At 74.1% G+C, this 13,585-nt stretch carries 11 protein-coding genes and 2 tRNA genes; 3 read left to right on the top strand and 10 right to left on the bottom strand.

From position 1 onward, the window contains the following. Window positions 1-146: 146 nt before the first annotated feature. The 8 genes from ACFZA0_RS11190 to ACFZA0_RS11155 form a co-directional block, all read right to left on the bottom strand. The gene (locus tag ACFZA0_RS11190; protein ID WP_391014233.1) at window positions 147-917 is read right to left on the bottom strand and encodes an ANTAR domain-containing protein; all 771 of its coding nucleotides are present in this window, start codon (window positions 915-917) and stop codon (window positions 147-149) included. A 125-nt stretch (window positions 918-1,042) separates the two neighbouring features. Beyond that, entirely contained in the window at window positions 1,043-1,819 is a 777-nt protein-coding gene (locus ACFZA0_RS11185) for a TetR/AcrR family transcriptional regulator C-terminal domain-containing protein (RefSeq protein WP_391014231.1), read from the bottom strand. 373 nt (window positions 1,820-2,192) lie between these two features. Beyond that, window positions 2,193-4,472: a glycosyltransferase family 39 protein gene (locus tag ACFZA0_RS11180; RefSeq protein ID WP_391014229.1), complete on the bottom strand. Its 2,280-nt coding sequence runs from the start codon at window positions 4,470-4,472 to the stop codon at window positions 2,193-2,195. Beyond that, window positions 4,472-6,097 carry a glycosyltransferase gene (locus tag ACFZA0_RS11175; protein WP_391014227.1) on the bottom strand — a complete coding sequence of 542 codons (1,626 nt, stop codon included), beginning with the start codon at window positions 6,095-6,097 and terminating at the stop codon, window positions 4,472-4,474. Before ACFZA0_RS11175 ends, ACFZA0_RS11180 begins: the two co-directional genes overlap by 1 nt. Before the next feature lie 14 nt (window positions 6,098-6,111). Beyond that, window positions 6,112-7,779: an ATP-binding protein gene (locus tag ACFZA0_RS11170; RefSeq protein WP_391014225.1), complete on the bottom strand. Its 1,668-nt coding sequence runs from the start codon at window positions 7,777-7,779 to the stop codon at window positions 6,112-6,114. After that, window positions 7,776-8,516, bottom strand: coding sequence for a response regulator (locus ACFZA0_RS11165; RefSeq protein ID WP_391014223.1), 741 nt, complete (start codon window positions 8,514-8,516; stop codon window positions 7,776-7,778). The genes ACFZA0_RS11170 and ACFZA0_RS11165 overlap by 4 nt, the downstream gene beginning before the upstream one ends. A gap of 132 nt (window positions 8,517-8,648) precedes the next feature. Next, window positions 8,649-9,575, bottom strand: a complete 927-nt coding sequence (locus tag ACFZA0_RS11160; protein ID WP_391014221.1) for an amidohydrolase family protein — start codon at window positions 9,573-9,575, stop codon at window positions 8,649-8,651. 55 nt (window positions 9,576-9,630) lie between these two features. After that, window positions 9,631-10,527, bottom strand: a complete 897-nt coding sequence (locus ACFZA0_RS11155) for a DUF2797 domain-containing protein (RefSeq protein ID WP_391014219.1) — start codon at window positions 10,525-10,527, stop codon at window positions 9,631-9,633. A gap of 210 nt (window positions 10,528-10,737) precedes the next feature. Here ACFZA0_RS11155 and ACFZA0_RS11150 point away from each other — a divergent pair, with 210 nt between their 5' ends. Continuing rightward, window positions 10,738-11,796, top strand: coding sequence for an NERD domain-containing protein (locus ACFZA0_RS11150; RefSeq protein ID WP_391014217.1), 1,059 nt, complete (start codon window positions 10,738-10,740; stop codon window positions 11,794-11,796). 64 nt (window positions 11,797-11,860) lie between these two features. Here ACFZA0_RS11150 and ACFZA0_RS11145 read toward each other — a convergent pair. Further along, window positions 11,861-11,933: transfer RNA gene (locus tag ACFZA0_RS11145), tRNA-Arg, on the bottom strand. A 191-nt stretch (window positions 11,934-12,124) separates the two neighbouring features. Between ACFZA0_RS11145 and ACFZA0_RS11140 the strand changes: the two genes are divergently transcribed. Further along, complete coding sequence (locus ACFZA0_RS11140; protein WP_391014215.1) at window positions 12,125-12,499, top strand: hypothetical protein; 375 nt, start codon at window positions 12,125-12,127, stop codon at window positions 12,497-12,499. Between the two features lie 82 nt (window positions 12,500-12,581). Here the strand turns inward: ACFZA0_RS11140 and ACFZA0_RS11135 are convergent. Beyond that, a tRNA-Ser gene (locus ACFZA0_RS11135) sits at window positions 12,582-12,672 on the bottom strand. 181 nt (window positions 12,673-12,853) lie between these two features. Here ACFZA0_RS11135 and ACFZA0_RS11130 point away from each other — a divergent pair. Then, window positions 12,854-13,384 carry an SSI family serine proteinase inhibitor gene (locus ACFZA0_RS11130; RefSeq protein ID WP_391014213.1) on the top strand — a complete coding sequence of 177 codons (531 nt, stop codon included), beginning with the start codon at window positions 12,854-12,856 and terminating at the stop codon, window positions 13,382-13,384. Window positions 13,385-13,585: the final 201 nt, after the last annotated feature.

The raw sequence follows: 13,585 nt of genomic DNA, 5'->3' as shown, positions 1-13,585 counted from the left end.
CGTGTTGGGGCGTGCCCCCCCCCCGGGGGGGGCGGCCCCCCCCCCCGGGGGGGGCGCCCCCCCCCCCCGGGGGGGCCCCCGGGGGGGGGGGGGGCGCCCCCCCCCCCCCCCCCCCGCCGCTGCCGTGTCCGCGGGTGCCCGCGCGCTCAGGGCGCCGGGGAGCCGCTCGTGTCGACGATGCGGCGGGCCAGGTCGCGCAGCTTCGTGTTCTCCCGCTGCGAGGCCCGCACCAGGCTCTTGAACGCCTCCGCCGCGTCCGTGTTCAGCCGCTCCATGAGGATGCCGGTGGCCTGGCCGATCAGGTCCCGGGTGTGCATCGCCTCGGTGAGCTGCTCCCGCACGGTCGCCGAGTCGAGCGCGACGTTGACGTGCGCGGTGAACAGGCGGCCCACCCGGGTCGCGTGGTCGTCGAAGGCGCGCGGTTTGCGCGCGTACGCGGTGAGCACGGTCAGCCGGCGGCGGTCGGCGCGCAGCCGCAGCGCGAGGGCGGAGCGCAGGCCGAGACCGGCCAGGGCCAGACCGCCGTCGTCCGCCTCGCTGTCGTCCACGCGCACGACCGGCGCGGTCCACAACTGGTTCCAGTACGGGGAGTGTTCGCGATCGGGGTGCACCGCCTCCGCGCGCGGGACGATCTCGTCGGTCCAGGTGATCTCGGAGCGCCGGTTGCCGTGCTCGATCACGGAGATGCCGGCTTGTTCGGCACCGGGCAGCAGATCCACGGCGAGCCGGACGGCCGCACGCATGGTGTTCTGGGGCGTCACCGTCTCGTGGAGTTGCTGGGCGGCCACGGTCAGCGCCTCGGCCAGCTCGAAACCCGGCGGCTCCGGCAGGGCACGGCCCACCGGAAAAAGGGGCGAATCGGGAAACTCGGACGCGGACACCACGAACCTCTTCGGCATGCACGGCCATTTGGCCATGCGCAGGAGAGCTCCGCAGCACATTCCCGACTGCGAGCACAGGACGAAGAGCACTTTAGCCGTTCCGTTGCCCCGGGGTGACGCCCGCCTGACGGTGGGCCAGCTCCCCCGACGGCAGAGCGCCGTCAGTCCCGTCCGGCCCTCGCCGCCATCGCCTCGATCCCCGTCACCAGCAGTTCCAGGGCGAAGGCGAAGTCCTTCTCGCGCATCTCCACGACGGTGTCCCCGCCCCGCGCCGCGCGCAGGTCGGCGGCCTCCTGGACCGCCTCGGCGGCGTCCGGCGCCTGCTGGACGCTGCTGAGCGCCGCACGGAAGTACTCGTCCTGCGTCATCCCGGCCGTCGCGCTCCGGGCGATGAACTGCCCCTCGATCGTGCCGAACCCGTACACGAACTGGAAGACCGCCGAGATGGCGCCCGCGAGGCCGTGCGCCGGCAGGCCGGTGCGCCGGACCACCCGCTGCACGGCGAGGGAGAACGCCAGCGCGTGCGGCCCGATGTTCAGGAAGATCCCCGTGAGCTGCGACAGCCAGGGGTGCCGCACCAGCAGCGCGCGGTACTCCCGGGCCAGCGCGGCGAGCTGCTCGCGCCAGTCCTCGCCGGCCTCCGGGTCGGGCAGGCGCAGTTCGCCGTACGCGGCGTCCAGGGCGAGTTCGAGCAGGTCGTCCTTGGTGTCGACGTACCAGTACACGGACATCGCGGTGACGTTCAGCTCACCGGCGAGGCGGCGCATGGAGAACCTGGCCATGCCCTCCTCGTCCAGCAGCCGGACGGTGGCCCGGGTGATCCGGTCCCGGTCCAGCCCGGACGGCTGTCCGCCGGAACGCCCGCGCCGGGGCGTGCGCCCCTCCAGCCACACGCTGGCCCGCGCCGGGCGCTCGGCCCGGTCGGCTGCCCTCACCATCGCGTACCTTCCCCGGGCCCGCCGAGGGACCCGTGCCGGGGAGCGGCGGCGTCCGGCACCGGAGTCCGCTCCGGTGCGGTGTGCCGCGTCCCACGTCCTGCCGCCGTGCCCGCGGTACGGCGCCACCCCCGTCTGCCTGGTACCCCGGTCGCGCGGCGGCACAACGCCGCCACCGGCCGGGACATCAGGTCGCGACCACCGCCCGCCACCGTACGGGCGGCGGGCTGCCGATCACCGTACGACGGGAGGCCGGGCCGGGAGAAACCGTGACGACCGGCAGCCGACGGGCACCCCGGGGCGGGCGCGCGGCGCGGGCACGGCGGAAGGCGGCGGCCCGGGGTGCGGGCCACCGCCTTCCTGCCGGGACGGACCGTCAGTTGCCCGTCGTCTTCTGCGTGAGGTCGTAGAAGGTGGCCGAACCGACCGTGACCTTCTTGAAGTTGCTCTCGACCCACGCGCTGATCCGCGAGGACGTGCCGTCGCTGCCGCCGCCCGCGCCGCCACCGGTGCCACTGGCGATGAAGTAGTGGACCTTGCCGTCCGCCACGTACTTCTCGAACTGCGCCAACGTGGGCGACGGGTCGGTGCCGTTGAAGCCGCCGATGGCCATCACCGGCTCCCCGGTGGAGAGTTGGTAGCTCGCCGCGTTCTGGGAGCCGATGGCGGCCGCCGCCCACGTGTACGTGCCGGCGTCCTTCTCCAGCAGTTTCCCGGCCTCGGCGCTGACCGTGGCCCCGTTGAGCAGACCGCCCATGCCGCCACCGGCCATGCCGCCGCCCGTGCCGCCGCCCTCGCCCGCCGACGGGGCGCCGCCGGGGAAGCCGTTGCCCTGGCTCCGGCCGCCGCCCTGGCCCTGCGCGTTGCCGCCGCCCGGGAAGCCGCCACCGCCGGGGAAGCCGTTGCCGCCGGTGCCGTTGCCGTTCTGCTGGTTCTGGCCGGGAGCGCCCCCGCCGAAGCCGCCGCGGCCACCGCCCGCGCCGCCACCGCCGAAGCCCATCGTGCTCGCGCCGGACGGACCGGCCGTGACGATGGAACCGCTGTGCCCCTCGTTCAGGGTGGTGAGGGTGTACGCCGTCGGTCCGGCCAGCGAGGCCGCGATGCCCAGGGCGGCCGTCGCGAACGCGGTGCGCCGGTCGAGCCGGCCCGCGAAGACCAGGCCGAGCGCGGCGAGCAGGCCGCCGAGCAGCACCGGCCACCGCAGCCACGGCAGGTAGTCCGGGGTGCGGTTCAGCAGGACGTAGCCCCAGGCCGCCGACGCCGTGACGGCGGCCGCGAGGGTCAGCGCGACCCAGGTCCGGGACCGCTGCTCCCACAGCGCCCCGGCGCCCATGCCGACCACGGCGGCGAGGTAGGGCGCGAGGGCGACCGTGTAGTACTGGTGGAAGATGCCGGCCATGTAGCTGAAGACCACCATGGTCATCAGCAGCGAACCGCCCCACGCGAGCAGGGAGTTGCGCGCGAGGTCGGTCCGGCCCGCCCGCCGGGTGAGGACGAGGGCGCCCACGAGCAGGATCAGCGCGGCCGGGATCAGCCACGAGATCTGGCCGCCGATCTCGGAGTTGAACATCCGGTCCCAGCCGGTCTCGCCCCACTGGCTGCCGCCGCCCGCGCCGCCACCGCCGCCGACACTGCCGGTCTCGTCGCCGCTCAGGCGGCCGAACCCGTTGTAGCCGAAGGTCAGTTCAAGGAAGCTGTTGTTCTGCGAGCCGCCGATGTACGGCCGCGAGGACGCCGGCCACAGCTCGACGATCGCGGTCCACCAGCCGCCCGCCACGACCATCGCGCCCGTCGCCAGGCCGAGTTGGGCGAAACGCCTGCGCAGCCGCACGGGCGCGCACACCGCGTACACCACCGCGAGCGGCGGCAGCACCAGGAACGCCTGGAGCGTCTTCGTCAGGAACGCGAACCCGATCGCGACCCCGGCCCACACCAGCCACTTGGTGCGGCCGTCCTCCAGGGCGCGGACCACGAAGTAGACGGTGAGCGACATCAGCAGGGCGAGCAGCGCGTCCGGGTTGTTGAACCGGAACATCAGCGCCGCGACCGGCGTCAGCGCCAGCACCGCGCCCGCGAGCAGCCCGGCCCCGGGACCGAACCGGCGCCGCACGGCCGCGTACACGACGGCGACCGTGAGGACGGCCATGATCACCTCGGGCACGAGGATCGCCCACGAGCCGAGGCCGAAGATCCGTACCGACAGCTCCATCGGCCACAGGGAGGCCGGCGGCTTGTCGACGGTGATGGCGTTGCCGGCGTCCAGCGAGCCGAAGAAGAACGCCTTCCACGACCTGCTGCCCGCCTGGACGGCCGCCGAGTAGAAGGAGTTGGCCCACCCGGACGCGCTCAGTTTGTAGAGGTAGGCGAGCCCGGTGACGAGCAGCAGCGCGAGGAACGCGGGGCGCGCCCAGCGCGGGTCCTCGGGCCGGCCGCGCCACAGCCGCCGCACGAACGGCGGCCTCGGCTCGTCGCCCTCCGGCCCGGCCTCACCGTTCGGTGGAGCCAACGGGGCGTCACCGGAGGGGAGTTCGGGGGGCGCGGCGGGCCGCGGCGGGACCGCGACCCCACCGCCCGGCGGCACCGAGGGGGGCGGCCCCCCGGAGGCGGTGCCCGCGTCCCCGGGCCGTCCGGCCGTCCCGTCGTAGTGCGTGGTCATCACATGTCCCTCGTGTCGGTTTCGTGCGGGAGCACCGGCTGCGTGCGCGGGACGGCGTCCCCGTACGTGATGTCCCGGTAGGCGGTGTCCCCGTAGGCGGTGTCCCCGGACGGGAGGTGCGCGGCGTCACCGGCGCGCGCACCGGTCGTGTCGTGCGGGGCCCCGGGCGTCGGTGCCGGGGCCCACGGAGTACCGGCGGCGCGGCCCGGAGTCACGGGCCGGGGCGCGGAGCCGGGGGTCACCGGGCGGCGGGGCAGCGGGGCGGGGGCCGGGGCGGGCCCGTCCGCGTTCCCGCCGAACCAGGCGCCGTCGCGCGGGACTTGGCCGGAGTGACCGCCGCCGGCGCCGAACTCCCCGCCGTCCTCGTGCCGTTCGTCCGCGTCGTCGTCGCGCTCCGGGAACACCCAGGCCCGGAAGAGCAGGAACCGCAGTACCGTCGCCGCGAGGTTGGCCGCGACCAGGACCGCCAGTTCCGTCGAGTGCGCCGGGTCGTCCGTCGCCGCGTTGAGGGCGGCGAGCGAACCGCTGGTCAGCGCGAGGCCGATGGCGAAGACCACCAGCCCCTGCGCCTGGTGCCGCACCGCGCCGCCGCGCCCCCGCACGCCGAAGGTCAGCCGGCGGTTGGCGGCCGTGTTGGCGACGGCGGAGACCAGCAGGGCCAGCGCGTTGGCGATCTGCGAACCGCTGAACGACCTGAACGCGCTGTAGAGCAGCAGGTAGAACAGCGTGGACAGGCCGCCCACCACGCAGAAGCCGAGCAACTGCCGTGCCAGGCCGCGCGGTACGTCCTTGATGTCGCGGTCGCGCGGGTCGTCGCCGAACGGCCGGGTCAGCCGGTCCAGCGGCAGCGAACCGGTGCCGAGAGCCTTGCCCACGCGCCACACCCCCTTGAGGTCCTCGGTCGCCGTCCGGACGATGTGGACCGTCGAGTCCGGGTCGTCGACCCAGTCGACCGGCACCTCGTGGATGCGCAGCCCCGCCCGTTCGGCGACGACGAGCATCTCCGTGTCGAAGAACCAGCCGGTGTCCTGCACCAGCGGCAGCAGCACCTGGGCGACGTCACGGCGTATCGCCTTGAAGCCGCACTGCGCGTCGGAGAACCGGGCCTGGAGCGAACCGCGCAGGATCAGGTTGTACGAGCGGCTGATGAACTCGCGCTTCGCCCCGCGCACCACCCGCGAACTGCGCGCCAGGCGCGAGCCGATGGCGAGGTCGGAGTGGCCCGAGATCAGCGGCGCGACCAGCGGGAGCAGGGCGTTCAGGTCGGTGGAGAGGTCGACGTCCATGTACGCGAGGACCGGGGCGTCGGACGCCGACCACACGGTGCGCAGCGCCCGGCCGCGCCCCTTCTGCTCCAGCCGGAACGCCGTCACCTCGGGCAGCTCCGCCGCCAGCCGCGCCGCCACCCGCGGGGTGGTGTCCGTGGACGCGTTGTCCGCGATCGTGATGCGGAACGCGTACGGGAAGGTGCGGGTGAGGTGCTCGCGCAGTCTGAGGACGCACGGCTGGAGGTCCTTCTCTTCGTTGTAGACGGGAATCACGACGTCCAGGACGGGAGTCCCTGCCCCTGCGGCCGGGAGGTGCTCCCGCGCCGGCAGGGTGCCGGGAGAAGAGTCGGTTCGCATGGAAACGACTTTCGTCAGGCGCGCTGTCGCACCCATGTGGCGGCGCTGTGGCCGGCCTGTGAGTGCTGTTGCCACTTCGTTTCTTCCAGCGCGGAAAGAGTGTCCGGGCCGCCCGTGCGGGGCGCGAGCGCCGGCAGGTGCACGGTGAAGACCGTGCGCCCGGGGACGCTGTCGACGGTGACGGCGCCTCCGTGCGCGGCGGCGACCGCCTGCACGATGGCGAGCCCGAGGCCGGTGGACCCGGTGGCCCGGGAGCGCGCGGAGTCACCGCGGGCGAAGCGTTCGAAGACGCGCGGGAGCAGCTCCGGCGGGATGCCCTGGCCGTCGTCCTCGACGTCCACGCACAGCCATTCGCCGTTCGGTCTGACCCGGGCCGTGACGGTGGTCCCGGGCGCCGTGTGGGTGCGCGCGTTCGCGAACAGGTTGACCAGCACCTGCTGGAGCCGGGCCGCGTCGGCGGAGACCGGGGCCGGCTCGTCGGGCAGGTCCAGGCGCCAGTTGTGGTCGCGCCCGGCGGCGCGGGCGTCGCTCACGGTGTCCACGACGAGCGGTACGAGGTCGGTCTGCTCGAACTGGAGCGGCCGGCCCGCGTCCAGCCGGGCCAGCAGCAGCAGGTCCTCGACGAGCAGGGTCATCCGCCCGGCCTCGGACTCGATGCGGCCGAGCGCGTGGCGGGTGTCGGGGCCCACCGACTCCCGTCCGCGGCGCGTGAGTTCGGCGTAGCCGCGGATGGAGGCGAGCGGGGTGCGCAGCTCGTGGCTGGCGTCGGCGACGAACTGCCGCACCCGCGTCTCGCTCTGCTGGCGCGAGTGCAGCGCCCCGTGCACGTGGTCGAGCATCCGGTTGAGCGCGGCGCCCACCTGCCCGACCTCGGTGTGCGGGTCGGTCTCGGACTCGGGCACGCGCTCGCGCAGGTGCACCTCGCCGCTGTGCAGGGGGAGTTCGGAGACCCGGGTGGCGGTCGACGCGACCCGGCGCAGGGGGCGCAGCGCCACGGAGACGATGACGGTGCCGGCCAGGGACGCGGCGACCAGACCGGCGACGGTGACGCTGATCTCCACCACGATCAGGGTGTTGACGGTGTTGGTGACGTCGGTGGTGGGGACGGCCACGTAGTAGTCGCCGTTGAGACCCTCCCGGTACTCGACGCGGTACTGCCCGAGCCCGGGGACGTCCACGGTGTGCGGCTTCTGGTCGTGGGGCACGGACCCGAGCACCGAGGTCTGGGCGGCCGTCAGCTTGTGCGCGGCCGTGCGGGGGGCGCCGTTGTCGTCCGTGGTCTTCTTGCCGACCATCGCGGACGTGATCGTGCCCTTCTCCACCTCGGCGGCGATGGAGTTGGCCGGCTGCGGGCCCTCCGTGACGAGGCTCTTGAGGGACTGGGGCGTCTTGCCCGCGGTGCCGGTCTGCTTGTCCGGGAGGGTGCCCGCACCCCGGCCGTCGGGCGGGGTGCCGCCCTTGAGGGCGCCCGCCGGGAAGCCGCCCACCGCGCGGGCCGCCACCTCGCCGAGCTGCGCGTCGAGCTGCTCGTAGAGGTGGGAGCGCAGCGCGAGCGTCGTCACCGAGCCGATCACCGCGCAGACCACGGCGATCAGCAGCACGGACGCGACGACGAGCCGGGTCCGCAGGGTGCGCGGCTGTCGTCCCCGCCTCTGCTTCCGCGACCGCCGCCGGGCGGTCATGACACCGCGGGCTTGATCAGGTAACCGGCGCCGCGCCGCGTGTGGATCATGGGCTCGCGCCCGGCGTCTATCTTGCGCCGCAGGTACGAGATGTAGAGCTCCACGACGTTGGCCTGGCCGCCGAAGTCGTAGGACCAGACGCGGTCGAGTATCTGCGCCTTGCTGAGCACGCGCCGCGGGTTGCGCATCAGGAAGCGCAGCAGCTCGAACTCGGTGGCGGTCAGATGGATGTTGTCGCCGCCCCGCGACACCTCGTGGCTGTCCTCGTCGAGGGTCAGGTCGCCGACGACGAGCGTCGACTCGGAACGCCGGTCGGCGGCACCGGAGCGGCGGATGAGCCCGCGCAGCCGGGCCACGACCTCCTCCAGGCTGAAGGGCTTGGTGACGTAGTCGTCGCCGCCCGCGGTGAGTCCCGCGATGCGGTCCTCGACGGCGTCCTTGGCGGTCAGGAAGAGCACGGGCACGTCGGGCAGCTCACGGCGCAGCCGCCCCAGAACGGTGAGCCCGTCCATGTCGGGCAGCATCATGTCGAGAACGACGGCGTCCGGCCGGAACTCGCGCGCGGTCTGGATCGCGCCCTGGCCGTCACCCGCGCTGCGGATCTGCCAGCCCTCGTACCTGAGGGCCATCGACAGCAGTTCGGTGATCGACATCTCGTCGTCCACAACAAGCACCCGGACGGGGCTCCCGTCCGGCCTCAGCAGTTCGGTGCGCCCCTGGGGCGAGGTCGTGGTCATGGTGGACACCATGTCGGGGTGCTCTGAGAGCACTCTTTCGCGAAGCTGTGATTTCTCTGAGAAACCCCCAGGGCCCCCGCAGCCCCACCCAGGAGCCGTCCGGGCACTCCCCGAGCGCCCCCGGCCGCACCGCTACGGGCGCCGCGCCACCGTCCCGGCGGGCCCGAGCCCGAACAGCCGGGCCCCGTTGTCGTGGCACACGGCACGCAGCCACTCCTCCCCGAACCCGAGGCGCTCCAGCACCTCCAGCTGATGGACGTAGGAGTACGGGATGTTCGGGAAGTCCGTGCCGAGCAGCACCCGGTCGCCGAGCGCGGCGAGCCGGGGCAGCGCGCGGCGCGGGAAGGGCGCCATCCGTTCCGAGAAGTCGGTGAACGCCATCGTGGTGTCCAGCCGGACCTCCGGGTACCGCTCGGCGAGGGCGAGGAAGTCCTCGTACTCGTGCATGCCGAGGTGCGCGACGACCAGCCGCAGCCGGGGGTGTCGGGCCAGCACCTGTCCGACGGGACCGGGCCCGGTGTGCTTGCCGGGCGCGGGCCCGGACCCGCAGTGCGTCACCACCGGGATGCCCGCCTCCGCCAGCAGCCCCCACACCGGGTCGAGTTCGGGGTCCGCCGGGTCGTACGCCCCGACCTGGAGGTGCGCCTTGAAGACCCGGGTGCCGGCCTCGACCGCCTCGCGCACGTACCGCGTGACGCCGTCCTCGGGGAAGAACGTGGACGTGTGCAGGCAGTCGGGAGTGCGCCGGGCGAACCCGACGGCCCACTCGTTGAGCCACTGCGCCATCCCCGGCTTGTGCGGGTAGAGCATGGCGGTGAAGGCCCGCACCCCGAACTCCCGCAGCAGGGCGGCCCGTTCCTCCTCGTCCTGCCGGTAGGTGATGGGCCACTCGACACCGCCGGTGAGCGGCCCGAGAGCGTCGAAGTACGCCCAGACCTTGCGCAGGACGCGCTCGGGCATGAAGTGCGTGTGCACGTCGACGAGTCCCGGGAGCCCGTTGCGCCGCTGGAACTCCCGGACCCGGGCGGCCTCGGCGGGCGCGTGGAGGTGATCACTCATGACGCCCACGATCCGTCTCCGCCGCGGCCCCTGTCCAGAAGGGGGCCGCGAGGGGTCAGAACAACTCGTCCTGCACTCCGGCGGCGGCCTGCGCCGCACCCTTGAACGGCCTTACGGGAAAGCTGAGTTCACCGGAGCCGGGACCGGCGGCGGGGGTCACCAGCTCCCAGCCGGTCATCAGGCGCGTGTCGAGCACGACCACCCCGGCCGGGGTGAGCAGGTGCAGGTCCGGCCCCGCGGCGGCGAGGAGTTCACCGTCGACCGCGCCGCCCGCGACGAGTTCGCCGACCTGCCCGACGGCCGGGGGCAGCCCGGCGAGCCCGAACACGTCCACGTGGTCCACGGGCACGCACGGCTCGCGCGTCAGCGACTCGGGCCAGCCGCCGAGCGCGACCGCCCGCGCGTGCAACTCGCGTACCTCGGCGGCCCGTTCGTCCGCCGAGGCGGGCAGCGCGGACCGCACCGCCCGCTTCTCGGCGTACGGAATCCGGTCGGGCACCCGCAGCGCGGCCCGCAGCAGTTCCTCCGTGCGCCGGGCGGCCATCAGCGGCCCGGCACCGAGCAGGCCGAAGCAGACGGCGCCCTGCTCCAGCAGCCGCGCGGAGCCGCGCTCGACGGCCGTGATGCCGACCTTGAGCATGCCGGGACCGAACCAGGCGAGGTACACGTGGTACGGACGCGGGTCGTCCGCGATCGTGTCGGCGGCCACGGAATGCGCCCGGTCCAGACGCGCGCACTCCTCGCACCGGCCCCCGGTACCGCGCGCGGAGACCGCCGCCCGCACCGGGCACGGGTTGCCGCGGGCCCCGACGCAGATCCGGACCCCGTCGGCCGGCACCGCGAAGGCCACGCGCTTGCCCCGGGGCAGCGCGCTGCGGCGCCCGCCGTCCCACCGCAGCTCGGGGCCGTCGGACGACCAGCGCAGTCCCGCGCACTTCCAGACCTGTGCCATCACCCGAGGGTAGAGGGAGCGACCGACACGGCCGGCCCACGGCGGCCCGGGGCGGGCGCCCGGCGCACGCGGGCGCACCCCGCGCCCGCACCGCCGCCTGCTCCCCGGGCGGTCGCGGCGAATCCGGCCGTATGGCCACATCGCGCCCTTGTGACCGTCCGGTGCCCCTGCTGCCATGGATGCGGGGACGGCACCGACTTGGGCGGACGCGTGAGTGATCTCAGCGTGAACGTGTGGAACGAGAGCGGCAAGCACCGCGTCTACGTGAATCTGCCGGACCGTACGGTGGTGGCGTGGGCGGACCTCCTGACCGGCACGGTGGAGGTCCGGATCGCGCGGTACCGCAGCGAGGCCCTGCGCCTCCTGGTCCCGCACCTGCGCCCACCGGCTCCGCCGGAGCCACCGGCACCCTCCGCGCGCACGGCACCGGCGGCACCCTCCGCGCCCCCGGGACAACCGGCACCGCCCGCGCGGCCGGCACCGCCGGGCCCCTCCGGCGCCCCCGGACCGTCCGCGCCGGCCGACCCGCCGACGGCCTCCGCGCCCTCCGTACCGGCGGCCCCGCCCGCGCCCCCGGCGCCCACCGCGCCGCCGCCCCCGGCAGCCCGGCCGCCGTTGCCGCCGCGGGCCGCGGGGCTGCCGCCGCTGACCCCCGAGACCGACCTGGCGCGCAACGGCCCGGGGGCGACACTCGTCGAACGGCTCGCCCGTGCGGGCCACCGGCCCACACCCGGCTTCCTCGCCCGCCTGCGCGAACAGCACGACGAGTGGGCCGCCTGGCAGTCGGCCGTGATCGGCGAGCGCAAGGTCGGCAGGGAACTGGAACGCCTCGGCCGGCACGGCTGGAAGGTCCTGCACTCGCTGCCGGACGGCAGGGGCGGCGACATCGACCACCTGCTCGTCGGTCCGGGCGGCGTCCTCACCTTCACGACAGAACGCCACCCGGGGGCCGTGGTGCAGGTCGGCGACAAGACGGTCCGTATCAACCACGGCGAACCGCGACCGTACGCGGCGCCGGCACACAGCGAGGCACGCCGCGTCCGGGCGGTCCTGGAACTCCACGCGGGTTTCGAGGTCCCGGTGGAACCGGTCCTGGTCTTCGTCGACGCGGCGGAGATCCAGCGGGCGCCGACCCAGTACACCGTCCGTGTCTACGACCCGGCGGCGACGGCGTCCCTGGCCCCGCTCACGGGCCGGCTCACCCCGGCCCGGATCACGACCCTGTACGACATCGCGCGACGGCGGGGAGTGTGGACGGAAGACGGCTGACACCCGGACCGCCGGGCAACGGCAGAGGCCCCGTGGATTCCTCCACGGGGCCTCTGACCTGATGTGCACTCGGCAGGATTCGAACCTGCAACCTTCTGATCCGTAGTCAGATGCTCTATCCGTTAAGCTACGAGTGCTTGTTCTGTTTTTGTCTCCGTTCCGGGCCTTTCCGGGCCGTTCGCGGCGACAGGAAGAACATTACATGACTGCCGCCGCCATGTGAAATCCGTTTGCCTCACCCCTTGTGACCTGCGGAAATGACCTACGGGGCCGACTCCTGCGCAGACCTGGGCCCCGCTCGGCGATCACGGTCCTAGGCTTCCGGCCCATGGAGCCCAACGACTACCTGCGCGCCGCCGTCGCCCTGCTCACCGAGGGCACCGAGCTGATGCGCCGGCGCGATCAGGACCAGAGCCCCCTCACCCCCGCGGCCGTCAGCATCGCCCCGTACGTCGCCCAGCAGTTGGTCCCCGGCCCCGTCGACGTCGATCCCGGGGCCACCGCCGAGGAGGCGGTGCGGGCGGCGCTGCGGCAGATCGAACCGCGCACCGGGCAGATGGTCGGCGCGTTCATCGCCGCGTACGCCGAGCTGGCCCGCGTGCACGACAGCGGCGACACCGGCCGGTCCTCGGCGGACATCCTGCGCGCGTACGCGCTGCGTCTCGGCGACCACGACGAGCGGGACGAGCGGGACGAGCAGTAGGGGAGCAGTGGCGGGGCAGCCGACGGGCCCGGAAACGAACCAGGGCGCCCGTCCTTGAAGGACGGGCGCCCTGGTCGAGGTGCGGAGGCGGAGGGATTTGAACCCTCGATGGGCTTGAAGGCCCAAACCGCATTAGCAGTGCGGCGCCATAGACCGGACTAGGCGACGCCTCCAGCACAACCGCCCGCGCCAGCGCGCGAGTGGTGCGTGCAGATGATGACACAGACGAGCGCGGTGTCACCAATCGCGCCCCACGGTACTAGGCATGCAGGCCACAGGGCAAAGCCCTTTGTCCCGGCGGGCCGTCCGCGACGACGCCTGCAACGTCCCGGCGCCGGACGCGTTAGTCAGGGCATGCACCTGACGATGACCCCCGCCGCGTCACCTCGTACCGCCGCGCGCCGCACCCCCTTGCACCGGCTGCGCCGCCACCTCCTTCTCCTCACCGCCGTCGCGTCCGCGTCCGCCGGCGTCGTCGCCGGGCCGCTCGCCCTCGGCTCCGCCGCCGCCCCGGCCGCGCCGGTTCGGGCCCCGCTCCCCCCGCCGGCCACCGGCCCCGCCGACCACCTCACCGTCACCGTCGAGCACGCGGGCGACGGCACCGACGGAACGGCCGAGCTGTCCTGCCACCCGGCCGGCGGCAGCCACCCCGCCCCGCAGGACGCCTGCGACGCCCTCGACCGCAACACCCGTTGGGGAACCGACCCCTTCGCGCCCGTACCGCCCGACAGCATCTGCACCGCCCTGTACGGCGGCCCCGCCACCGCCCACGTCACCGGGGTGTGGGCCGGACGGCCGGTCGACGCGGAGTTCGACCGGCGCAACGGCTGCCAGATCGAGCGCTGGAACAGGTTCGTACCGCTGCTGCCCGCCCTCACCCCCTGACGCGGGCCGCCCGGGAACCGCGGCGGCCGAAACCCGTACGTTCCCCGTGGCGCGAACCGGTCGGGCCGCCGGGGCGCACGGCCGTGCCCGTCGCGGACGGGCGGTCCGCCGTCGCGCAAACCCCACGGTCACAGCTTCTGCGTGACTTCGTCGTGCGACCTCCCTCTCATCCGGCTCCGCCCGCACAACCCGTGCCCGTAG

Source organism: Streptomyces sp. NPDC008150 (assembly GCF_042956945.1).
Classification (GTDB): domain Bacteria; phylum Actinomycetota; class Actinomycetes; order Streptomycetales; family Streptomycetaceae; genus Streptomyces.
The sequence above is the reverse complement of the archived record's forward strand: the minus strand, read 5'-3'. Positions and strand labels throughout refer to the sequence as shown.